Source organism: Mycolicibacterium arseniciresistens (genome assembly GCF_030519285.1).
Taxonomy (GTDB): Bacteria; Actinomycetota; Actinomycetes; order Mycobacteriales; family Mycobacteriaceae; genus Mycobacterium; species Mycobacterium arseniciresistens.
In genome coordinates this window covers 48068-69535 of record NZ_JAUMSQ010000025.1, presented here as the reverse complement: position 1 = coordinate 69535, position 21468 = coordinate 48068, and the positions used below count along the sequence as shown (strand labels likewise).

The following is a 21468-nucleotide window of genomic DNA, read 5'->3' as shown; positions in this document are numbered from 1 at the left end:
GCGCCGGCGCACGCCGCGTGGGTGGCGCAGGCCTTCTTCGCCGATCTCGACCCGGCGCAGGAGACCGCCCTGGCCGACGCGCTGGCCGTCGTCTACGAGAGCCTCCTGCGGCACGGCACTCTGCCGAGGCCGGACTAGAGCTGGCGCGAGCCGCCGTCGACGAACAGCTCGGTCCCCGTCATGAAGCTGCTCTGATCCGACGCCAGAAACACCACGGCCGAGGCGATCTCGTCGGGCCGTCCCAGGCGGCCCAGTGGCACGTTGGCGGCCTCGCCGTCGAGCAGCGCCTGCTGCTGGCCGTCGGGCGCCAGCCCTTTCAGTCCGGGCGTCTCCACGGGGCCGGGCACCACGGTGTTGACCCGGATCCTGCGGTCCACCAGCTCGGCCGCCCAGGTACGTCCCAGCGAGCGGATCGCCGCCTTGGACGCCGCGTACGCGCCGAACGCAGGCACTCCGGCGGACGCCGCCGTCGAACCGGTCAGCACGATCGATGCGCCCTCGTTGAGCAGCGGCAGCACCTTCTGGAGGGTGAACACCGTGCCGCCGACATTGCGGGTGAGCGTGTCCAACAGATGCTCACGCGTCTCGTCGGCCAAGGTGGCGAACTCGCCGCCACCGGCGTTGGCGAAGACCACGTCCAGCCCCTCGCCGTGTTCGCGGATGGCGCCGGCGAGCCGTTCGAGGTCGTCGGCGTCGGTGATGTCACCCTGCACCCCGGTGGCGTTGGCACCGATGGAGGCGACGGCTTCGTCGACACCGCTCTGCCGCCGACCGGTGAGGAAGACGTGTGCTCCCTCGGCCGCGAGCCTCTGCGCCGTCGCCAGGCCGATGCCCGACGTTCCGCCGGTGACAAGAGCTGTCTTTCCAGTGAGCTGATTCACGGGTACTCCTCGACTGTCTCGGGCGGACCGTTCCGCCGTACCCGTGACAACTGCGTGACATGTCACGTTATTCCGTGCCCTGCCGACCGGCGTCACCGTCCCGCGACGGGCACCTCGATCGAGTTCTGCAGGGTGTCGATGAAAGCGTCCTGGTTCTTGCTGCCGACGAACGCGGCGACGGCGTCGTACACCGCCTGCTGGAAGTCGGTGGACATCAGTTCGCCGTGGGTGATCGACAGGACGACCTTGTCCTTCCACAGCGATTGCGAGGCCTGCCGCTGGTAGGCGGGCAGCGAGGACACGTCGACGTCGTCGCGAATCGGCACGGAACCCTTCGCCCGGTTGAACTCCAACGACGTCTTCGGGTCCGCGACGGTCGCCATGAAGTCCATGGCATTGACGCCGTCCTCGGCCTCGGCGGACACCACAAAGGTGTCGACGATGGCCAGGTACGCCCCGGCCGTGCCGGGGTACGGCACGTACCCGAAGTCCCTGCCCTCGACGGACTTGTTCGCCACGAGTTCGCCGTAGACCGAATCGTTCATCGACAGGAAGGCGCACTGTCCGGTGGCCAGCTTCTTCGCCGCCTGGTCCCACGTCAGCCCGCCCGCATTCGGGTCGGCGTACGAGACGATCTGCGCGAACGCCGAGAGCGCCTGTCGCAGTTGGCTTCCCCGCCAGTCGAAGGAGTCGTCGGAAACCCTCGACCAGCCGTCCGTGCCGATGGCCCCGAGCAGCGTGTTCTCGAACAGTTCGGTGGCGGTGAACCTGTCCTTGGCGCCGAGGCACAATGCGGTCCGCCCGCTTGCCGACACCTTCGCGAGGTCTGCCTCGAACGCGGCCGTCGAGTATCCGGGGCCAGGGGCCTTCACTCCGGCATCTCGCAGCATCCGCTGGTTGAACCACAACACGTTTCCGCGATGCGAGCCGGTCGGCACACCCCAGGCCTTGACGCGATAGGTCGCCGCGTCGAGCAGCGCCTGCGGCATGGTGCGATCCAGGCCGGAGCGCTCGTACACGGCGGACACGTCGGCGATGCGGCCGGCGTCGACCCAGGCCCGCAGCGAGCTGCCGAGGAACGTCTGCCAGACGTCGGGCGGATCACCGGCCCGCAGGCGTGCGGCGAGCGCGACCTGCGCATTGCTGCCACCGCCGCCGGCGATGGCGCCGTCCACGATCTCGACGTCGGGATGGGCCGATGTGAACGCCTCGAGCAGTACGTCCAGTGCGGGCCGTTCCGAGGACGAAGCCCACCAGGAGACGACCTCCAGCCGGTCGGTCGCTTCGGAGAAGTTGGCTTGCTGCCCGCCGCTGCAGGCGGCGAGCACGAATGCCAGCGTGATCAACCAATATCGCCTCATGCCGATCGTTCTCCAACCTGGTTCGGCGTCGCCTTCAGATCGAAGACGGCGAAACTGGTGACGACGACGAAGCACAAGGCGGGCACGATGAACGAGAACGCCGGGCTCGTCTCGTCGAGCAGCCAGCCCTGAATGAGAGGCATGATGGCGCCGCCGACGATGGCCATCACCAGGCCGGCCGCGCCGAACTTCATCGCCGGCCCGAGGCCTTGCAGGGCCACGCCGTAGATCGTCGGGAACATCAGCGACAGGCAGAACGACAGCGCGACGACAGCCGCCACACCCGCCACGTTCGGCGAGAACATGGCGAAGACGCACAGCAGCACCGCGAGTGCGCCGAGCACCATCAGGACTTTCGTGGCGCGGATCCGGCCGATGACCCACGTCATGACGAACCGGGATATCAGGAACACGATCAGGCTGACCTGCAGGAGATAGCCGCCGAGTTCCAGTGAACCGTTGAGCGCCTGCTGCGAGTACTGGATCAGGTACGTCCATGTGCAGACCTGCGCGGCGACGTTGAAGAACTGCGCGATCACGCCGTAGACGTAGCGCTTGTTCGACAACAGGATCTTCAGGGGCCGCCTGCCGTCCAGGTCACCCGACTCGAACTCCTCGACGATGGGCGGTGACTTCTTGATCGCGATCACCAACCCGATCGCGATGAGAACGAAGCCGAGGCCCAGGTACGGCCCCATCACGGCGCCGAGTTGGCCGGCCCGGACGGTATGTTCCTGAGAAGGCGTCAGATTGGCCATGTTCACCGGCTCGTCCAGCTTCGGCAGGATGAGGGTGGCGGCCAGAAGCACACCGATGTTCGTGCCGACGGGGTTGAACGCCTGCGCGAAATTCAGCCGCCGGGTCGCGGTCTCCTCGGGACCCAGTGACAGCACGTAGGGATTGGCGGACGTCTCGAGGATCGAGCAGCCGGCCGCGATGGCGAACAGCGCGATCAGGAACGCCTCGTAGGTCATGATCTTGCTGGCCGGATAGAACGCCATCGCCCCCGCAGCGGCGAGCAGTACGCCCGAGAGCAGGCCGGCCTTGTATCCGAATCGCTCGTTGATGAACGCCGCCGGGATTGCCAGCAGGAAGTACGCCCCGAAGTACGCCAGCTGCACCAGGGACGCCTGGAAGGTGTTCATGTCGAAGATCTGCTTGAACCCCGCCACCATCGGCGTGGTGAGGTCGGCAGCGACGCCCCAGGCGGTGAAACAGCAGATCAGGACCACGAACAGCAGGCCCATCCCCGGGTACACCAGGCCGCCCTTGGCAGTCTTGGGCGCGGCGGCGTCGGCGGGCTGGTCGGCGTGATCGGTCGTCGTCATGATCAGTACCTCTCTCGTACTGAGGGATCAGCCGAGGCTTCGACCTGTGATGTGGATCACGCTACTCAGCCTGCGCCACCGCGGGGTGACATTGCCGATGACGTTCGTCGCGCGCGGTGACCGGCTGGACCCAGCGATCGCTCAGCAATCCAGAGGATTTCCACAAGCAACCCTTCGAGCTCCCTCAGTACTCGCGCGCACAGTGGTGTCATGACCGCTTCGATCGCACCCCGCCGGAGGTCCGCCGACGCAGCGTCCGGCAACGGACGTCGCGGATGGTGGCGAAGCACCCTGGCCGCCAGAACCGCCCTCGCCGCCGCGTTCATGGTGATGCTGCTCGCCCTCATGTACGCCACGGGCCAGTGGGCGCACGTGGTCGCCTCGCTGGCCGGCTTCGCCACCGCGATCACCTTGATCGCCGTCGGCATGATCGGGTGGGAACGCGTCGTCGGGTCAGCCCGGTCGGCGGGCCTCATCGAGCAGTGACGCGAGGCCTCAGCCTCGCGAGGTTCCGGCCAGCGAGGACGGGTCGACGACGAAGTCGAAGTATGTGTCCGGATGAGCCTCCGGCTTGAAGGTGAAGTGCCACCACTCGTTCGGGTAGTTCTCCAGGCTTTGCGCCGCCAGGCCGTCCTTCAGGCGGAGCCGGTTCTTCAGCTGGTCGCCCTGGACCCTCGGGTCCAATGTGTGCGCGAGCGTGTCGAAGCAGTCGTAGCCCGTGCCCATGTCGATGCCGTTGTCCGGGAACCGTTCGGGCTGGGGGGCAATGCAGTCGACCAGCGGACGGCCGGGGGCTGGCGGTGGTGTCGACTGCGCGGGCAGTGCCACGAGCGTGAGATCCACTGTGCTGCCGCGGCTGTGGCCGGACTTGTCGGCGATGTACCCGTCGGCGAACAGCTGTGACTTGTCCACCCGTGGGTAGTACTCGGCCTTCATCCGCTGGTCGAGGGGATCGTTGGCCCATGCGACGAAGTCGCTGACGGCGCGCTGCGGCCGGTAGCAGTCGTAGACCTTCAGCGAGTAACCGTCCTCGAGGAACTGCTGCTGTGCGCGGCGCAGCGCCTCGGCCGCCGGGCGGGTGAGGATGCACATGGGCGCGCGGTATCCGTCGACCGGATCGCCGGTGAAGTTGTGCGGCGTTGCGTAGCGGATGTCCATCAGGATCGTGGGGTCGACGTCGCTGAGCGAGACGAAGTCAGGCGGAGCGGCGGGATCGACGGCCGACGCGACCGGAGCGGTGGTGACGGTCGCCGCGACGATGGCGACGCAGGCGAGGCCCGTCCTCGAGATCTTCATCCCGCCATTGCAGCACCGTCGCGGCGCGCCGTCGCGGTATTCGAGCCCTCAGCTCACAGCGCGCGGGTCGGCGTTGTGCGGAGCCCGCAACATCGGCGCAGCAGTCACGTTCCCTTCCTGAAATAGCCCTGCGCGACGCTGCTCGAAACCGTTTTCTCTCGGAAGGGTCAGTCATGTCCTATGTCAGTCCGCCCGACTTCGTCGGCAAGATGATCGAAGCCGGAGAAACCAAGGCGCTGATGGCCACCCGGGACACCCTCATCCGCGCCTTCATGGCGGGCGCGGTGCTTGCGCTGTCCGCCGCATTCGCCGTCTCCATCACCGTCCAGACCGGCAATCCGCTCCTCGGTGCGGTGCTGTTCCCGGTCGGCTTCTGCCTGCTCTACCTGATGGGATTCGATCTCGTCACCGGCGTGTTCACGCTGGTGCCGCTCGCGCTGCTGGACAAGCGCCGCGGTGTGACGGTCCGGGCGATGTTCCGCAACTGGGGACTGGTGTTTCTGGGCAATCTCGGAGGGGCGCTGCTGGTCGCGCTGCTGATGGCCATCGTCTTCACCTATGGCTTCAGCGTGGATCCCAACGCCGTGGGCCAGCAACTCGGCGAGATCGGCCACAGCCGCACCGTCGGTTACGCCGAACACGGCGCCGCGGGCATGCTCACCCTCTTCATCCGCGGCGTGCTGTGCAACTGGATGGTTTCCACGGGCGTCGTCGCGGCGATGATGTCGACCAGCGTCTCGGGCAAGGTCATCGCGATGTGGATGCCGATCATGCTGTTCTTCTACATGGGATTCGAACACTCCGTGGTCAACATGTTCCTGTTCCCGACCGGCCTGATGTTGGGCGGTGACTTCTCGATCGGCGATTACCTGATCTGGAACGAGATCCCGACGATCGTGGGCAACATCGTGGGTGGCGTGACGTTCGTCGGGCTCACCCTCTTCGCGACCCACGCGCGCACCGGGGCGCCCCGCACCGTCGTGCCCGACATGCCTGCGGCGGTCGCGGTCGCGCTCGAGACGAACGGGGCGCGTTCGTGACCCCGATCATGCCGAAGTCCGAGGCGGCCGAACTCGTGGTGGCGGCCCGTATTCGCAAGAAGCTCAGCTGGGCGGACGTCGCCGCCGAGATCGACGCGCCGCTGGTCTGGACGGTGGCCGCGCTGCTCGGTCAGCACCCGATGACGGCCGCGCAGGCTGACAAGGTGTGTGCGTTGCTCGAACTCGACGGGCCGGTCTCGGAGAGCCTGCAGCGGCAACCCAGCCGGGGCATCGACCCGGCGGCACTCGCCGATCCCACGATCTACCGGTTCCAGGAGGCGCTCGCCGTGTACGGTCCGGCGCTCAAGGAGCTGATCCACGAGGAGTTCGGCGACGGCATCATGAGCGCCATCAACTTCAACATCGAGTTCGGGCGGCGGCCGCACCCCGACGGCGATCGGGTGGTGGTCACCTTCGACGGGAAGTTCCTCGACTACCGCTGGTGAGGGCCACGCGGCGGCGCACATTCGTTCATCGAGAACCTAATGCAGCGGTGACGGTGATCGGGTCACGCGCGTCCACCTGATCGCAGAGAACGGCACCGCGCCGACCGGGGGGAGAACCTGCCCGATCGTGCAGCGACTCGCCGCGTCGCGGCGGGGCGCACTATGTTGACCGCGATGTCCACGCCGTCTGCCTTCCCGCGCGGAATGGCGCTGCTCGTGGCCGGCGCCTTCTTCATGGAGATCCTCGACGCCACGGTCATCGCGCCCGCCATCCCGCTCATCGCCGACTCGTTCGGCGTCGCGGCCGTCGACGTCAACGTCGCCATCTCGGCCTACATGGTGACGGTCGCCGTACTCATCCCCGCCACCGGATGGATGGCCGACCGGTTCGGCGTACGGCGGGTCTTCATCACCGCCATCGCGCTGTTCACCGTGGCCTCCGTCGGGTGCGCGGTAAGCACCACACTGCCGATGCTGGTCGGTATGCGGGTGCTGCAGGGGGTCGGCGGCGCGATGATGGTGCCGGTGGGGCGGCTGGCGGTGCTGCGCCGATCCGGCAAGTCGGACAGGGTCCGGGCGATCGCCCTGCTCACCTGGCCCGCGCTGACGGCGCCCGTGCTGGCGCCGGCGCTGGGCGGCGCCATCGCGACCTACGGATCGTGGCGATGGATCTTCCTGATCAACATCCCGATCGGAATCATCGGATTCCTGTTGGCGCTTCGCCTCGTTCGCGGTGGTCCGACGTCGTCGTCGAGGTCGCTGGACTGGCGCGGCATGCTGATCATCGGCACGGGAATCGCCACTGCGCTGATCTCACTCGAACACATCCGCGTGAGCGGAACCGACTGGTGGTTCGTCGGGATCGGCGGCGCGGCTGCCGTGCTGCTGCTGGGTTCTGCGTTCCGTCACCTCCTGCGTGTGCCGGAGCCGTTGGTGCGACTCGCGGTATTGCGCGTTCAGACGCTGCGGGTCACCGTGACAGCCGGGTCGTTGTACCGCATGGTGATCACCGCGGTGCCGTTCCTGCTGCCGCTTCAGTTCCAGCTCGTCTTCGGGTGGTCGCCGGTCGCGGCAGGCCTCATGGTCGCCGCATTGTTCGCCGGCAATCTCAGCATCAAGCCCGCCACCACTCCGCTGATGCGCAGATTCGGCATCCGACAGGTATTGCTGGTCAACGGAATCGCCTCGGTCGGTTGGTTCGGGCTGTTGGCGACGATGCGGCCCGGACTGCCCGTCGCGGTGATCGCGGTGATCCTGTTCGTCAGTGGCGCGCTGCGCTCGATCGGATTCACCGCCTACGCCACGCTGGCCTTCTCCGACGTGGAAGGCGACGACCTCACCCACGGGAACACGCTGAACGCATCGGTCCAGGAGCTGGCGGCCGGACTCGGAATCGCCGTCGCCGCACTGCTACTCAGCGTTCTCGCGTCGTATCAGACGGCGTACCTGGTGCTCGGTGCCGTGCTGGCCGTCACCCTGGTCGAGACGATTCGGCTACCACGCGACGCCGGAGCGCACGTCAGCCGCTGAATGCGATAGCCCGGTCACTCGCCGCCGCCCCCGCCGCCCCCGCCGCCCCCGCCGCAGCCACCGCCGCCGCTACTCGAGCCGCCACCGCTACAGCCGCTTCCACCGTGACCACCGTGGTCGCCGTCGCCGGCACTCCAGGAATCCGAATCGCCGTGTCCGCGCGAAGCTCTGCGGGCGACAGCCAGAGAAACGATGATCGCGACAGCGGCGGTCACGACGGCGATGCCGATGACTAGGACCGTGGCCGACATGCGGCAAGCGTACGCCCGCCGAAAGCGCTCGCCTATTGTGGATTTGGCAAGGACTGTCACATTTCGTGCGCGCCGCGCGACATACCGGCATGACCTTGGACAAGCTTCGAATCATCGGTTCTGCGTTGGCGCCGGCTGCTCTGTTTGCGCTGATCACCGCGGTCGCGCCCGAAGCGGTCGCCGCACCGTGCCCGGACGTGGAGGTGGTCTTCGCCAGGGGGACCACGGAACCGCCGGGCGTGGGCGGCACCGGCGGGGCTTTCGTCGACGCGCTTCGTTCACAGCTCGGTTCGCGTTCGCTCGGCGTGTACGCGGTAGTTTATCCCGCGAGCAACGACTTCGACTCCAGCACACCGGCGGGTGCCCGCGACGCCGCCGGCCGCATCCGGGCGACGGCGGCGAACTGCCCGAACACCAGGATGGTGCTCGGCGGGTACTCCCAGGGCGCTGCGGTCATCGACATGGCCACCGGTCAACTGCCGCCCGAGGTGGCCGACCACGTCGCCGCGGTGGCCGACTTCGGGGGTCCCAGAAGCACATTCGCCGACAGCCTGTCGCCCGGCCCGTCACCGGTCATCGCGCCGGCCTACGCCGGCAAGCTCATCGACCTGTGCGTGCCCAACGACCCGATCTGCTTCCAGGGCGGCTGGGACATGGGAGCACACGGGGCGTATGTGGCTGACGGCTTGGTGAACCAGGCCGCGGCGTTCGCCGCGGGACGTGTCTAGCCCGTCCTCTCAGGCGGCGGCCTTGGTGTCTTTTGCGCCGGGTCACACGCGTCGACAACTCTCACCGCCGACCATGCGACTGATCTACGATTCTTCGCACGATCCGGGGGAGAGGAAAGCATGAAGATCCAACGACTTTGCGCAGTGGTGATCGGTGCGATCGGTTGCGGCGCCGCATTCAGTGCGTCGGCCGCGGCCACTCCTCCGGAGGGGGACGTACTCCGCACCGATCTGGCCAAGGGCGTCACCGACGCGCCCGTGTCCATCGTCACCGAGGCCGGACGGCCGACGACGTTGATCGTGCAGAACCTCGTGCTCAAGCCGGGGGCGGACAGCGGCTGGCACACCCATGACGGGACGGAGTTCTCCGTCATCACCGCAGGCGGTGTCGCCCTGCAGCAGGCGCCCGGCTGCGCCGTCGTGCGGTACGGCCAGGGCCAGGCGGTGTTCATCCCGGCCGGCGTCCCGCACCGCGTCGAGAACGACGGCCCCGTCGACGCCACGGTGGTCGTCAACTACACCCTGCCCGCCGGCGCGCCACCGCGCGGCGATTCACCCGACGTCTGCGGGAAGTGACCCGGCTTCGGGATCGGCGGCGCGGCGACGTCGCGTCAGCATCACTTTGGTGACAGAGACGATCACCGGTAACGACGACAGGCACGCGATCCCCAGCACCAGCAGTTCGAGATGGCGCGAGACAAAGGGGACGTTGCCGAGGTGATATCCGACCGCGGGCAATCCGAAACCCCAGATGACGCAACCGATCGCGTTGAAAGCCGTGAACACCGTGTGGCGCATGCCTGCGATCCCGGCCACCACCGGCGTGAAGGTGCGGACAACGCCGATGAACGGTGTGATGGTGAGGATCTTCGGACCGTACCTGGCGAAGAAGTCGTGTGACTCGGCCAGATAGCGCCGCTTGTAGATCCGGGAGTCCGGGCGTTCGTACAACCTCGGCCCGATCCGTCGCCCGACGAGGTAGCTGCATTGGCTGCCCGCGATCGCGGCGACGGTGGCGCACGGCATCAACGTCCAGATGCTGACGTCGGCCGCTGCCTGTGCGGCGATCACGCCGGCGGTGAACAGCAGCGTGTCGCCGGGCAGGAAGGGAAAGAACAGGCCGCACTCGATGAACACGATGACCATGACGCCGACGACGATCGCCGACGCGAAGAGTCCGCCCTCGCCGAGCCAGTACATCGGATCGAGGAACTCCGGGCCCGCCGCGAGGATCACACTCGGCGAAGCTACCGCCGCGAGGTTTCGGGCCGGCGAACGGCGGCCGAAGTGTCCCCGCGCACGGGTTCTGGCGACATGTGGCCGGTGGGTGAACACGGAGTAGCGACAGGGTTATCGACGTGTGGGTTCACCCCGGGGCAGGGATCATGGGCCGGTGGAGGCTTTCGCATCGGTTTACGTCGACATGGCGGCCAGTCCAGCCGCGGTGCGGGCGGCGGTGACCGACCTGCCGCTGCCCGAAGGTGTGCTCGAGGCGGTCGTCGACGACCGCTCCGTCACCGACACCTTCGGCTGCCGCATCGCCGTCGACCTCACCGGGACCTTCGACGAGCAGGGGGACGGTCTGACGATCGCCCGCGAGTACGCCAGGCAACTCTCCGCGCTGCTCGGGGTTCCCGCGTTCGCATTGCCCGACCTGCTACGGCTCGACTCGCCGCACCGCTTCCTGCAGTGAGTCCGCGCCGGCGGGCAATTCGGCTGCAGCGCAGTTCAATCGCCCCGGTAGGGTGCTACCGGTGCCTCAGACTTCCTGGACCGGGGATCCGGTGTGGCTGGCCGAGGTGCTGCGAACAGAGGGCGTGCACCCGGTCGAACATCCCGGTTGGCGAACGCGCGGGCACGGCGACTTCCGCGACATCCGCGGCGTCATGGTCCACCACACCGGTTCGGACAGGGCCGACGCCGCATCCATCGCGAACGGACGGCCCGATCTGCCCGGCCCGCTGTCGCAGCTGCACGTCGCGCGCGACGGCACCGTCACCGTCGTCGCCGCGGGCGTGGCCTGGCATGCGGGCGTCGGGATGTATCCCTGGCTGCCGACGAACATGGGCAATTGGCACACGATCGGCATCGAATGCGCCAACAGCGGCACCGGCCCGTCCGCGCCGCACCGGATGAACTGGCCCGACGCGCAGTATCTGGCCCTCGTCCGTTGCTGTGCCGCGATCAACCGGCGGCTGGCGCAGACGGCGGACCGCACCATCGGTCACAAGGAGTACGCGGGGCGGGCGCAGGGCAAGTGGGATCCCGGAGCGATCGACATGCACCTGCTCCGCCGCGACGTACAGGCGCGCATCGGTGTGCTGCCTGCGTCCGCGTCGACGCCTGCCCCGGGGCTGCCGATCGGTCAGTACGCCGACACACTGCTGTTTCGCGGTTCGACGGGCGCTCAGGTCGCCGAACTGCAGCGGCGACTGAAGTACGGCTATGCCGCCTACGGCGGGCACCTGATGATCGACGGCGTGTACGGCCGGGAGACCGAGGCGGCGGTCCGGGAGTTCCAGCGACGCACCCCTGACCTGGTCGTCGACGGGGTGGTCGGGCCGGCGACGGCTGCCGCCCTTCAGCTGCGGATCGTCCCGGCGGTCGGCGCACGATCGGTGGCCGACGCGGGGGTCTGACGCCTCTATCGACGGCCCAGCGAACACACCCGGGGGCGGTATCCGTCCGCGGAGACCACCTCCACCGCAAGGGTTCATGCGGTGGCGATCGCTGTCAGATGTTTGCTGAGGCCCGAACCTGTGATTTACCCCTCACTTCCACGATGAATACTAAGAAAGCCTTAGTCGCGCACACGACGAAAATGATCGAACGATAATTGCTGTGGGAATATCAGTCCAGCTCAGATTGATAATTGTCTTCGCCGCTAAAGGGTAACAACTGCATAACGATGCGTTTCTTAAGCATGGCCTGAGAGCAAAGAACGTTACTGCCGTGGTCCGGCGAACTCGGTGTCTTATCCGCCCAATTCACATCGCTACACTCGATCGGGACCGCGCCCTGGGGGCGTAGAGACAGCTGCAATCGAGAGCCGGTGCACAGCTATACCGGCGGAGGTGCCGAACACCATGGCAAATATCTTCACCCGCGCGAGCGGGTCCACCCACGACGAGTCGTCAGACGTCGTCACCACCGATCAGGACCTCACCGTCATCGGATCGGTCACGATCGGCCGACCCATCGGCGACCTGACCGTCGACCCCGACAGCGGAGCGGTCGTCGCGACGCACCTCGGGGTGCGCGCCGTCTCGGTCCTCGACGCCGACGCGGCGGCGGTCACCGCCCTCGTCCGGGCGCCGGGGGAGCCGTTCGCCGTCGCGGCGACCGGTGACCGCGCGTACGTGACGACGACATCGTCGACCACCGACGGCGTCGCGGTGATCGACACGGTCGGCGCGTCGGTGCTCGCCGAGTACCCGTTGGCCTTCGGCGTCACCGCACTGGCGGTCAGCCCCGACGGCAAGAAGGTCTTCGCAGGCCGCAGCAGCTACGACCACGTCGACGTCGCGGTGATCGACACCACGGCCGAGCGGGCCGGCACCATCGACGTGGCCACCGGCCCCGGGATCAACGTCGACGCGCTGCGCGTCGACGCGGCAGGCAAGCGCCTCTACGTCGCGGCTTCCGACACCGAGGGCAGTCGCCTGCTGGTGATCGACGTGGAGACCACCCAGGTCGTGGCGACGGTCAGGATCGGCGCCCCGATTCGCGACCTCGCCCTCGTCGACGACACCACCGCCTACGTGCTCACGTCACACCGCACCCTCGGCGGCGCCGTCGAGACCGTCGACCTCTCGACGAACAAGGTGACCGGCATCGTCGAGATCGGCCGCGCGCCGGTGCAGTTGGCGCTCAGCGCCGACGGCAGCCGGGCCTACATCGTCGACTACAACCATGTCGCGGTGCTGTGCACGCGCACCAACGAGGTGCTCCACACCGTCCAGGTGGAGGCGCGCCCGTCGTGCATCGCGCTCAGCGCCGACGGCAGCCGGCTCTACGTCGCCGACTACGCAGGCACCGTGACCGCGTTCTCGGTCGCGTCGATGCAGCCGCTGGTGTACTCGCAGACCGCGGCCACCGACCGCATCCCGTCTCAGGCTCGCGAGCTCGTCGCCGTCTGACCGGGTTCAGCGCCACTCGTAACGGGTCTTGGGGCGGCCGGCCTTTCCGTAGTCGGTGGCGCGGGTGACGGTGCCGTCGTCGGCGAGCCGCTCGAGGTAGCGCCACGCCGTGACCCGTGACACCCCGATCTGCCTGGCCACCTCGTCGGCCGTCAGACCCTCGGCGGCGTCGCGGACGATTCGGGCGATCTCGTCGGTGGTGCCCGCGGCCGCACCCTTGGGCGTCACCGACCTGTCGGTGGCGATCCGCAATTCGGCCAGTGCCCGGTCGACCTCGACCTGACTGGCCGCGTCGGTGCCCGCGGGCAACGCGTCACGGTAGCGGCGGTAGCGCTCGAGGCGGTCGCGGAACGCCGCGAAGGTGAACGGTTTGAGCAGGTATGCGAGCGCGCCGTGGGACACCGCGGCGCGCACCATCTCCAGATCCCGCTCCGACGTGATCGCGATGATGTCGGGTGCGGGCCGCAACCCCGAAAGCGCCGACGCCAGCGAGATCCCGCTCGCGTCGGGCAGTCCGATGTCGAGCAGCACGAGGTCGATCGGAGCGTCCGACGCCGCTGCCTCGGCCGCCAACCGCATGCCGTCGCGCGCGGTGTGCGCGACGGCCGCCGTCGTGAACCCCGGCAGCCGGCCGAGATACACCTGATGCGCCTCGGCGATCAACGGGTCGTCCTCGACGATCAGCACCGAGATCACGACGCCTCCCGCGGCACGGTCACCGTCACCACCGAACCGTAGGTGACGTCGGCGGTCAGCGTGCCCCGATGGCGGTCGACCACCTGCGCCACCAACGCGAGTCCGAGGCCGTGCTGGTCGGCGTCCGTGCCGGACTTCGTCGAGTACCCGCGCTGCATCGCCCGCCGGAACGCCTGGGCGTCCATCCCTGACCCGCTGTCGGCCACCCGCATCAGCAGGGTGTCGTCGTCCAGGGTCACGGTCACCTCCACCCACGGGTCGTCGCGGTCGCACGCGTCCATCGCGTTGTCGACGAGATTGCCCAGCACCGTGACCATCTCCTGACCGGTCAGCGGCACGTCATCGGCATCCGACGGCAGGTGGGTGTCCTCGGTGACGGTCAGCGCGATGCCCCGCTCGTCGGCCTGCGCGGTCTTGCCGAGCAGGAGCGCCACCAACGCCGGCTCGCCGACGGCCTCGGAGAGCCGGTCGACGAGGCGCTGCGACAGCTCCAGCTCGCGGGTCGCGAACGTCACCGCGTCCTCCGGCCTGCCCATCTCCACCATGGTGACGACGGTGTGCAGCTTGTTGGCGGCTTCGTGCGCCTGCGCGCGCAGCGAGTCGGCGAGCACCTGCAGGGAGCTGAGTTCGCCGAGCGCACCCTGTAATTCGGTGCGATCGCGGACCGTCACCACCTCGGACTCCGATTCGGCGACCCGCGAGCGGTTCACCACCAGCACCCGTTCGTCGGTGACGTGCACCTCGTCGCGCACACCGGGGTCGTGGGCGCGCAGGAAGTCGGGCAGTGCCGAGGCGTCCACCGGGCCGGGCGGCAGCCCGAGCAGGCGGCGGGCCTCGTCGTTGACCAGCGCGACGCCGTTGCGGTCGAGCACGATCAGACCCTCCGACACCGAATGCAGGATCGCGTCGTGGTGTTCGTACATCACCCGCAGTTCGTCGGGCCGCAGGCCGTGGGTCTGCCGGAGCAGGCGTCGCCGGATGAGCCACAGCCCGAGCGACGACACCACAAGCGCCGCAGCGCTCACCGCGGCGATCGTGGGGACCTGGCCGCGCCATCGCTGCGCGAGGGTCTGCTGGGTGATCCCCGCCGAGACCAGCCCGACGATCTCACCGGACCCGTTGCGCACGGGCGCGACCGCCCGGATCGACGGACCCAGCGTGCCGGTGTAGACCTCGCTGAACGTCTCACCGCGCAGGGCGGGCTCCGTCGTGCCGAGGTACCGGCCGCCTATCTGGCGGGGATCGGTGTGGGTGTAGCGGATGCCGTCGGGCGCCATGATGGTGATGAACGCGATGTCGGTGTGCATCCGGACCGCCTCGGTGACCGGTTGCAGAGCCGCTGTGGCAGTGCCTGATTCGATCGCCGACGCCGTCGACGGTGCGTCGGCCAGCGCGGTGGCGATGGCGATCACCTGCTGACGCGCGGCCTCGTCGCCGTCGCGGCGCGCGTCCAGCAGCGCCAGCACGCTGCCGGCCAGCACGATCACGGCGATCACCACGATCTGCATCGCGATCGCCTGACCGGCCAGCGACCGCGGCCAGGCTGTCCACCGCACCGGGCGCCCGCCTAGTCCGCGCCGAGATCCGCTGCGGCGATTGTGAAGACCTCGTCGGCGCAGCCGACGGCGACGAAATGCCCTGCCCCGGGTACCGGATGCCACTGCGCGCCGGGCATCCGTTCGGCCACCGTCGCGTTGATCGACGCCGGGACCAGCCGGTCGTCGAGTCCCTGCCACAGATGCACCGGACGTTCGATGGCCGTCACGTCGAAAGCCCACTGCCGGTACAGCAGGTCGGCGTCGCGCACCAATCCCTCGCTGCCCTGCGCGAAGCACTCGGCGCCGGCGTCGGCGAAGGCGGCCGCGTTGTGGGCCTGCTGAAGGATCTCCCGGTCGTAGTCGTTGACGGCCTTGCGCACTTCTTTCAGGTAACTCCGCGGGAAGCGGGTGGCCGTCAACCCGACCGCCGCGTACATCAGATGGAAGCCCGGCCGGAAGCGCAGCGCCAAGGTGCCGCCGAACGCGTCGGCTCTCGACAGCCGGCCGGCCGCCCAGTTGTCACCGAAGGCGCCGTAGCTGCCCGGGGCCAGACTGCTGACGTGGCGCAGCCGTGCCGGGTCGAGGTAGGCCGCGGCGGCCAGCGCCCACGGGCCGCCCTCCGACCAGCCCGTCACACCGAATTCGTGGCGGCCCAGTGCGTCGGCGACCGTGGTCAGGTCCTCGGTCCAGCCGCGGTAGGTGCGATTGCGCTGCCGGGTGGAGCGCCCGAAGCCGGGACGGTCGACGCAGACGAACCGCAGCCCTCGGGCCGCCGCCGCGTCCGCGAACAGGCGCGCCTCGAGCCTGCTGCTGGGCCCGCCGTGGTTGTGTAGCACCAGGGGCCCGCCCGGGTTTCCCACTTCGAGATAGCTCAAGGTGCGGCCGTCCGGCGTCGTCACCTGACCTTCGGCGCCGTCCGTGTCGTCGACCACCCTTCCGCCTCCCGCTGCACTTAATGAACTAAAGCGTGACCTGGCTCACGTCCTCGCCGAACCTACTTGCAGATCACATTCGCTGTCGACCTTGGAGAAGAGCCATGAGCGTGACCCTGGACCCGCCCCCGCCGTCGCAACCCGATCCCACGCCTGAGCCGCCCAAGCGCCGCGACCGCACACATTGGCTCTACATCGCGGTCGTCGTCGCCGTGGTGGCCGGCGTGGTGGTGGGCCTGCTCGCCCCCGAGGTCGGCAAGAGCGTCGGCATTCTCGGCACGATGTTCGTCGACCTGATCAAGATGATGATCGCCCCCGTCATCTTCTGCACGATCGTGTTGGGCATCGGATCGGTACGCAAGGCCGCCACCGTCGGCAAGCTCGGTGGCCTGGCCTTCGTCTACTTTCTCGCGATGTCCACCTTCGCCCTCGCCATCGGCCTGGTGGTCGGCAACATCCTGCACCCCGGCAGCGGGCTGAACCTGTCCGAGAGCACCGCGGGCAAGGGTGCGGAGCTGGCCGAGAAGGCCCACGAGTCGGGCGGCATGCTCGACTTCGTCCAGGGCATCATCCCCGAGACGCTGTTCTCCTCGCTGACCGAAGGCAGCGTGCTGCAGGCGCTGTTCGTCGCGCTGCTCGTCGGATTCGCGCTGCAGGGCATGGGCACCGCAGGCGAGCCGGCATTGCGGGCCATCGCCTCGCTGCAGAAGCTGGTGTTCAAGGTCCTGGTGATGATCCTGTGGCTGGCCCCGATCGGCGCCTTCGGCGCCATCGCCAACGTGGTGGGTCAGACCGGCTGGTCGGCGGTCACGCAGCTGCTCGGCCTGATGCTCGGCTTCTACATCACGTGCATCATCTTCGTGTTCGGTGTGCTCGGCGTCATCCTGCGGGTGGTGTCCGGCGTGTCCATCTTCAAGCTGGTGCGCTACCTGGCGCGCGAGTACCTGCTGATCGTGTCGACGTCGTCGTCGGAATCGGCGCTGCCGCGGCTGATCGCCAAGATGGAGCACCTCGGCGTCGACCGCACCACCGTCGGTGTCGTTGTCCCGACCGGTTACTCGTTCAACCTGGACGGCACCGCGATCTACCTGACGATGGCGTCGCTGTTCATCGCCGGAGCACTCGGCGACCCGCTGTCGGTTGGCGAACAGATCGGGCTGCTGGTGTTCATGATCGTCGCGTCCAAGGGTGCGGCCGGGGTCACCGGCGCAGGCCTGGCCACCCTGGCAGGCGGTCTGCAGGCGCACCGCCCGGACCTGCTCGACGGTGTGGGCCTGATCGTCGGTATCGACCGGTTCATGTCAGAGGCCCGCGCGCTGACCAACTTCTCCGGCAACGCCGTCGCCACCATCCTCGTCGGTTCGTGGACCCACACGATCGACAAGGGCAGGGTCGACTCCGTCCTGCGCGGTGACGATCCGTTCGACGAACTCACCATGGTGGACGACGACCACGCGGACAGGCGGCAGACCGTCACCGCCTGACCGACACGCGAAGAGCCCGGCCGACACTCCTCGGCCGGGCTTTTCGCTGCGGTGAACCTTTTCGGTGCCTCTGCCGTCGAGCCTTCTGAAGCAGTCAACGACGAATGAAGGGCACGACCATGAAGACCTACCTGTTGATCACCACCGGTATCGCGGCCGCGGCCTGCGCGGCGATCCTCGCGCCGGCGGCAGTGGCCGAGGCGGCTGCCGACTCGGCGAGCCTGACCATCGCCACCCTCGAGGCACAGGGTTTCGACGTGAAGGTCAACCGGTTGGGCAGCGCGCCGCTCGACGAATGCGTCGTCACCGACATCAAGAACCCGCGCAGGCAGACCGGATTCGTCCTGCGCGACGAGGACGGCGACAACCCGTTCGCCACCGGCGACAACCGACGCCAGACGATCACCGTCTCGGTGGACTGCTCACGCTGAGGGTGTCAGCGCGAGCAGTTCAGCGACACCGAGATGGTGCGGACGACGACCTCGATCAACCTGTCGTCGTAGTCGTCGTCCCACCATCGGTACTGACCGTTGTTGGGTTCCAGCCGTATGGTCTCTTGGGGATTGCGGATCCCGGTGACGGTGCATTGGTCGAGCGGTGCGGAACCGATCCGGTCGATGTTGACCGTGTAACCGGCGTCCTCATAGCGGGTGATGGTCTCCAGCGCCGTTTCCTCGGCCGACGCGAGACCGGCGGGTACGGCCAGCACCCCACACATCGCCAGTACCGCCGCGCCCAGTGCTGTCTTCGCATTCATGACCGAACCTCCTGGTTCACCTCAACCATCCTCTGAATACATCGCCGGCGGAAGCCCAAACGTTCCGGAGCCCGGGCGTTCGACAGCACCAATCGGAGGACTCCGCCGGCGCCCCCGCATTAGCATCGCGCCCAACCGGAGGGGAGGCGTTCGATGCGCAGCACCATGCAGGACTGTCCGTTGACGATCGCGGCGATCATGCGGCACGCCGCGACCGTGAACGGCGACCGCGCCGTCACCACCGCCACCGGCGAGGGCGGCTACCGCACGATGAGCTACCGCGAAGTCGGTGACCAGGCCGCCCGGCTGGCCAACGCGCTGCGGCGGCTCGGCGTCACCGGCGACGAACGCGTCGGCACGTTCATGTGGAACAACGCCGAACACCTGGCCGCCTACCTCGCGGTGCCGTCGATGGGTGCGGTGCTGCACACGCTGAACATCAGGCTGTCGCCCGAACAGATCGCGTTCATCGCCAACGAGGCCGAGGACAGGGTGATCATCGCCGATGTCTCGCTGGTCGCTCAGCTCGCGCCCGTGCTGCCGCTGCTGGACACTGTGCACACCGTGATCGCCGTCGGCGACGGTGACCTCGACCGGCTCGATTCGCCGCACATGAGGGTGCTGCGCTACGCCGACGTCGTCGCCGACGAACGTCCGGTCTTCGACTGGCCGGCGATCGACGAGAATTCGGCGGCCGCGATGTGCTACACCAGCGGCACCACCGGCAATCCCAAAGGCGTTGTCTACAGCCACCGTTCGAGCTACCTGCACTCCATGAACGCCTGTACGGCCAACGCGTCGGGTATCGGCTACAGCGACTCGGTGCTGCCGATCGTGCCGATGTTCCACGCCAATGCCTGGGGTCTGCCGTACGCGGCGCTGATGGCCGGCGCCGATCTGGTGCTGCCCGACCGGTTCATGGACGCGGCATCGCTGATCGACGTCATCGAGGCGCAACGGCCCACGGTGGCCGGCGCGGTGCCCACCATCTGGAACGACATCCTGCACCGGATCGAATCGTCTTCGGGGCACGACATCTCGTCGTTGCGGCTGATCACCAGCGGCGGGTCGGCGGTGCCCGTCTCGCTGATGCGCGCCTACGAGCAGCTCGGTGTGCGGATCGTGCAGGCGTGGGGGATGACCGAGACGTCGCCGCTGGCGACCGTGGCGCATCCGACACCCGGTGTGAGCGAAGACGAGCGGTGGATGCAGCGTGCGTCGCAGGGCCGCCCGGCGTGCGGGGTCGAGGTGCGGATCGTCGACGACGAGGGCAACCCGCTGCCACACGACGGCAAGGCGGTCGGCGAGATCGAGGTCCGCGGGCCGTGGATCACCGGCGGCTACTACCGCGGCCGCGACGGCGAGAAGTTCGACGACGGATGGCTGCGCACCGGCGACGTCGGCCGCGTCGACCCGCAGGGCTTCGTCACACTCACCGACCGTGCCAAGGACGTCATCAAGTCCGGCGGCGAGTGGATCTCATCGGTCGAACTCGAGAACCACCTCATCGCGCACGAGGCGGTGCTCGAGGCGGCCGTCGTCGGCGTGCCCGACGACCGGTGGCAGGAGCGCCCGCTGGCGGCGGTGGTGCTCAACGAGGGCGCGGCCGCCGATCCCGCCGAACTGCGGGAGTTCCTCGCCGACAAGGTCGTCCGCTGGTGGCTGCCGGAACGCTGGACGTTCGTCGACGAGGTGCCGCGCACCAGCGTCGGCAAGTACGACAAGAAGACCATCCGCGCCCGCCACGCCGACGGCGCCTACGAGGTCATCGAACTGCGGGACTGACGTTTCTCCGGCGAGCAGACGCAAATTCGCACGTCTGTGCCCTCGGCCGTGCGATTTTGCGTCTGCTCGCGCTGGAAGGTGACTACCGCTCGGCGCGCTGGTAGGCCGTGACGACGGCCGCGCCGCCGAGCCCGATGTTGTGCTGCAGCGCTGCTGTCACGTTGTCGACCTGACGCTTGTCGGCGGTGCCGCGCAGCTGCCACGTCAACTCCGCGCACTGCGCCAGCCCGGTGGCGCCCAGCGGGTGGCCCTTCGAGATCAGCCCGCCCGACGGATTGACCACCCAGCGGCCGCCGTAGGTGGTGTCGTTGTTGTCGATCAGCTTCGGGGCCTCACCCTCGCCGCACAGGCCGAGGGCCTCGTAGAGCAACAGTTCGTTGGCCGAGAAGCAGTCGTGCAGCTCGATCACCTGGAAGTCGGTGGGGCCGAGACCGGACTGGTCGTACACCTGGCGCGCCGCCTGCACGTTCATGTCGTAGCCGATGACGTTCTTGGCGCTCCCGTCGAACGTCGACTCGAAGTCGGTGGTCATCGCCTGGCCGACGATCTCCACGGCCTGCCCCGCCAGTCCGTGCTTGTCGATGAACGCCTCGCTGGCCAGGATCGCCGCCCCGGAGCCGTCCGAGGTGGGCGAGCACTGCAGCTTGGTCACCGGATCGGAGATCATCCGCGCGCCAAGGATGTCGTCGAGGCTGTACTCCTCCTGGAACTGTGCGTACGGGTTGTTCACCGAGTGCTTGTGGTTCTTGTAGCCGATCTTGGCGAAATGCTCTGCGGTGGAACCGTGCTGGCGCATGTGCTCGCGGCCGGCGGCGGCGAACATCCACGGCGCGACGGGGAAGGCGAACTCCTCGATCTCGGCCAGCGCCTTGATGTGGCGGCCCAGCGGCGACTCGCGGTCCTCGGCGCCGCCGGCCAGCGCGCCGGGCTGCATCTTCTCGAAGCCGAGCGCGATCGTGCAGTCGGCCAGTCCGCCGCGAATGGTCTGGGCGGCCAGGAACAGCGCCGTCGACCCGGTCGAGCAGTTGTTGTTGACGTTGACCACCGGGATGCCGGTCATGCCCAGCTCGTAGAGCGCGCGGTTGCCCGACGTCGAGTCGCCGCTGCAGTAGCCGACGTAGCCCTGCTGCACCTCGGAGTAGTCGATGCCGGCGTCCTCGAGCGCCTTGGTGCCCGACTCCTTGGCCATCTGCGGGTAGTCCCACCCCTCGCGGCGGCCGGGCTTCTCGAACTTCGTCATCCCGACGCCGACGACGAACACTTTTTCAGGCATGGC

General features: G+C 68.2%; 22 protein-coding genes. 12 read left to right on the top strand and 10 right to left on the bottom strand.

The annotated features are described in order from the left end of the window. Positions 1-134: 134 nt before the first annotated feature. The 3 genes from Q2100_RS06045 to fucP form a co-directional block, all read right to left on the bottom strand. Positions 135-881 carry an SDR family oxidoreductase gene (locus Q2100_RS06045; protein WP_302913247.1) on the bottom strand — a complete coding sequence of 249 codons (747 nt, stop codon included), beginning with the start codon at positions 879-881 and terminating at the stop codon, positions 135-137. Positions 882-973: 92 nt separating this feature from the next. Further along, on the bottom strand, positions 974-2242 hold the full coding sequence (locus tag Q2100_RS06040; RefSeq protein WP_302913246.1) for an ABC transporter substrate-binding protein: 1269 nt from the start codon (positions 2240-2242) through the stop codon (positions 974-976). Then, positions 2239-3570, bottom strand: a complete 1332-nt coding sequence (fucP, locus tag Q2100_RS06035) for an L-fucose:H+ symporter permease (RefSeq protein ID WP_302913245.1) — start codon at positions 3568-3570, stop codon at positions 2239-2241. Before fucP ends, Q2100_RS06040 begins: the two co-directional genes overlap by 4 nt. A 210-nt stretch (positions 3571-3780) precedes the next feature. On the opposite strand from fucP, the gene Q2100_RS06030 reads away from it, so the two are divergent. Beyond that, complete coding sequence (locus tag Q2100_RS06030) at positions 3781-4056, top strand: hypothetical protein (protein ID WP_269892485.1); 276 nt, start codon at positions 3781-3783, stop codon at positions 4054-4056. Positions 4057-4065: 9 nt separating this feature from the next. On the opposite strand, the gene Q2100_RS06025 is transcribed toward Q2100_RS06030, so the two are convergent. Further along, positions 4066-4866: a M15 family metallopeptidase gene (locus Q2100_RS06025; protein WP_302913244.1), complete on the bottom strand. Its 801-nt coding sequence runs from the start codon at positions 4864-4866 to the stop codon at positions 4066-4068. A 173-nt stretch (positions 4867-5039) separates the two neighbouring features. Between Q2100_RS06025 and Q2100_RS06020 the strand changes: the two genes are divergently transcribed. The 5 genes from Q2100_RS06020 (at position 5040) to Q2100_RS06000 (ending at position 9437) form a co-directional block, all read left to right on the top strand. Next, positions 5040-5906, top strand: coding sequence for a formate/nitrite transporter family protein (locus tag Q2100_RS06020; protein WP_302913243.1), 867 nt, complete (start codon positions 5040-5042; stop codon positions 5904-5906). A gap of 8 nt (positions 5907-5914) precedes the next feature. Further along, on the top strand, positions 5915-6352 hold the full coding sequence (gene cynS, locus Q2100_RS06015) for a cyanase (protein ID WP_269893143.1): 438 nt from the start codon (positions 5915-5917) through the stop codon (positions 6350-6352). 204 nt (positions 6353-6556) lie between these two features. Next, on the top strand, positions 6557-7882 hold the full coding sequence (locus Q2100_RS06010) for an MFS transporter (protein WP_302913251.1): 1326 nt from the start codon (positions 6557-6559) through the stop codon (positions 7880-7882). Between the two features lie 340 nt (positions 7883-8222). Continuing rightward, a complete protein-coding gene (locus tag Q2100_RS06005; RefSeq protein ID WP_302913242.1) occupies positions 8223-8861 on the top strand; it encodes a cutinase family protein in 639 nt (212 codons plus the stop codon). A 120-nt stretch (positions 8862-8981) separates the two neighbouring features. Continuing rightward, the gene (locus tag Q2100_RS06000; protein ID WP_302913241.1) at positions 8982-9437 is read left to right on the top strand and encodes a cupin domain-containing protein; all 456 of its coding nucleotides are present in this window, start codon (positions 8982-8984) and stop codon (positions 9435-9437) included. Here Q2100_RS06000 and Q2100_RS05995 read toward each other — a convergent pair. Then, on the bottom strand, positions 9414-10097 hold the full coding sequence (locus tag Q2100_RS05995) for a DedA family protein (protein WP_264012829.1): 684 nt from the start codon (positions 10095-10097) through the stop codon (positions 9414-9416). The genes Q2100_RS06000 and Q2100_RS05995 overlap by 24 nt on opposite strands. A gap of 157 nt (positions 10098-10254) precedes the next feature. Between Q2100_RS05995 and Q2100_RS05990 the strand changes: the two genes are divergently transcribed. The 3 genes from Q2100_RS05990 to Q2100_RS05980 all read left to right on the top strand — a co-directional run bounded on the left by Q2100_RS05990 (position 10255) and on the right by Q2100_RS05980 (position 13000). Continuing rightward, entirely contained in the window at positions 10255-10554 is a 300-nt protein-coding gene (locus Q2100_RS05990; RefSeq protein WP_302913240.1) for a hypothetical protein, read from the top strand. 61 nt (positions 10555-10615) lie between these two features. After that, positions 10616-11500, top strand: coding sequence for a peptidoglycan recognition protein family protein (locus Q2100_RS05985; protein WP_302913239.1), 885 nt, complete (start codon positions 10616-10618; stop codon positions 11498-11500). 447 nt (positions 11501-11947) lie between these two features. Then, positions 11948-13000, top strand: coding sequence for an MmpL3/TtfA transport complex stabilizer (locus Q2100_RS05980; RefSeq protein WP_302913238.1), 1053 nt, complete (start codon positions 11948-11950; stop codon positions 12998-13000). A gap of 6 nt (positions 13001-13006) precedes the next feature. Here the strand turns inward: Q2100_RS05980 and Q2100_RS05975 are convergent, their stop codons facing one another. Genes Q2100_RS05975 through Q2100_RS05965 form a run of 3 tightly spaced genes read right to left on the bottom strand, consistent with a single transcriptional unit; the run spans position 13007 to position 16166 of the window. Then, the gene (locus tag Q2100_RS05975) at positions 13007-13696 is read right to left on the bottom strand and encodes a response regulator (protein WP_302913237.1); all 690 of its coding nucleotides are present in this window, start codon (positions 13694-13696) and stop codon (positions 13007-13009) included. Beyond that, positions 13693-15204, bottom strand: coding sequence for a sensor histidine kinase (locus tag Q2100_RS05970; protein ID WP_302913250.1), 1512 nt, complete (start codon positions 15202-15204; stop codon positions 13693-13695). The genes Q2100_RS05975 and Q2100_RS05970 overlap by 4 nt, the downstream gene beginning before the upstream one ends. 59 nt (positions 15205-15263) lie before the next feature. Beyond that, positions 15264-16166 (bottom strand): alpha/beta fold hydrolase, encoded by a 903-nt coding sequence (locus Q2100_RS05965; RefSeq protein ID WP_302913236.1) that lies wholly within the window; start codon positions 16164-16166, stop codon positions 15264-15266. A gap of 104 nt (positions 16167-16270) precedes the next feature. Between Q2100_RS05965 and Q2100_RS05960 the strand changes: the two genes are divergently transcribed. Beyond that, positions 16271-17650, top strand: a complete 1380-nt coding sequence (locus Q2100_RS05960; RefSeq protein WP_302913235.1) for a cation:dicarboxylate symporter family transporter — start codon at positions 16271-16273, stop codon at positions 17648-17650. Positions 17651-17754: 104 nt separating this feature from the next. Beyond that, a complete protein-coding gene (locus tag Q2100_RS05955) occupies positions 17755-18081 on the top strand; it encodes a hypothetical protein (protein ID WP_407667582.1) in 327 nt (108 codons plus the stop codon). Positions 18082-18086: 5 nt separating this feature from the next. Here the strand turns inward: Q2100_RS05955 and Q2100_RS05950 are convergent, their stop codons facing one another. Further along, positions 18087-18407, bottom strand: coding sequence for a hypothetical protein (locus tag Q2100_RS05950; protein ID WP_302913234.1), 321 nt, complete (start codon positions 18405-18407; stop codon positions 18087-18089). A 153-nt stretch (positions 18408-18560) separates the two neighbouring features. Here Q2100_RS05950 and Q2100_RS05945 point away from each other — a divergent pair, with 153 nt between their 5' ends. Then, positions 18561-20192, top strand: a complete 1632-nt coding sequence (locus Q2100_RS05945) for a long-chain fatty acid--CoA ligase (protein ID WP_302913233.1) — start codon at positions 18561-18563, stop codon at positions 20190-20192. Between the two features lie 82 nt (positions 20193-20274). Here the strand turns inward: Q2100_RS05945 and Q2100_RS05940 are convergent, their stop codons facing one another. Beyond that, entirely contained in the window at positions 20275-21465 is a 1191-nt protein-coding gene (locus Q2100_RS05940; RefSeq protein ID WP_302913232.1) for a lipid-transfer protein, read from the bottom strand. Positions 21466-21468 lie beyond the last annotated feature (3 nt).

What these genes read in the sequence shown, in the direction of transcription:
- Q2100_RS06040 (WP_302913246.1), bottom strand. Translation starts at nt 2,242, where the DNA reads ATGAGGCGATATTGGTTGATCACGCTGGCATTCGTGCTCGCCGCCTGC.
- fucP (WP_302913245.1), bottom strand. Translation starts at nt 3,570, where the DNA reads ATGACGACGACCGATCACGCCGACCAGCCCGCCGACGCCGCCGCGCCC.
- Q2100_RS06030 (WP_269892485.1), top strand. Translation starts at nt 3,781, where the DNA reads ATGACCGCTTCGATCGCACCCCGCCGGAGGTCCGCCGACGCAGCGTCC.
- Q2100_RS06025 (WP_302913244.1), bottom strand. Translation starts at nt 4,866, where the DNA reads ATGAAGATCTCGAGGACGGGCCTCGCCTGCGTCGCCATCGTCGCGGCG.
- Q2100_RS06020 (WP_302913243.1), top strand. Translation starts at nt 5,040, where the DNA reads ATGTCCTATGTCAGTCCGCCCGACTTCGTCGGCAAGATGATCGAAGCC.
- cynS (WP_269893143.1), top strand. Translation starts at nt 5,915, where the DNA reads ATGCCGAAGTCCGAGGCGGCCGAACTCGTGGTGGCGGCCCGTATTCGC.
- Q2100_RS06010 (WP_302913251.1), top strand. Translation starts at nt 6,557, where the DNA reads ATGGCGCTGCTCGTGGCCGGCGCCTTCTTCATGGAGATCCTCGACGCC.
- Q2100_RS06005 (WP_302913242.1), top strand. Translation starts at nt 8,223, where the DNA reads ATGACCTTGGACAAGCTTCGAATCATCGGTTCTGCGTTGGCGCCGGCT.
- Q2100_RS06000 (WP_302913241.1), top strand. Translation starts at nt 8,982, where the DNA reads ATGAAGATCCAACGACTTTGCGCAGTGGTGATCGGTGCGATCGGTTGC.
- Q2100_RS05980 (WP_302913238.1), top strand. Translation starts at nt 11,948, where the DNA reads ATGGCAAATATCTTCACCCGCGCGAGCGGGTCCACCCACGACGAGTCG.
- Q2100_RS05970 (WP_302913250.1), bottom strand. Translation starts at nt 15,204, where the DNA reads ATGCAGATCGTGGTGATCGCCGTGATCGTGCTGGCCGGCAGCGTGCTG.
- Q2100_RS05960 (WP_302913235.1), top strand. Translation starts at nt 16,271, where the DNA reads ATGAGCGTGACCCTGGACCCGCCCCCGCCGTCGCAACCCGATCCCACG.
- Q2100_RS05955 (WP_407667582.1), top strand. Translation starts at nt 17,755, where the DNA reads ATGAAGGGCACGACCATGAAGACCTACCTGTTGATCACCACCGGTATC.
- Q2100_RS05950 (WP_302913234.1), bottom strand. Translation starts at nt 18,407, where the DNA reads ATGAATGCGAAGACAGCACTGGGCGCGGCGGTACTGGCGATGTGTGGG.
- Q2100_RS05945 (WP_302913233.1), top strand. Translation starts at nt 18,561, where the DNA reads ATGCGCAGCACCATGCAGGACTGTCCGTTGACGATCGCGGCGATCATG.
- Q2100_RS05940 (WP_302913232.1), bottom strand. Translation starts at nt 21,465, where the DNA reads ATGCCTGAAAAAGTGTTCGTCGTCGGCGTCGGGATGACGAAGTTCGAG.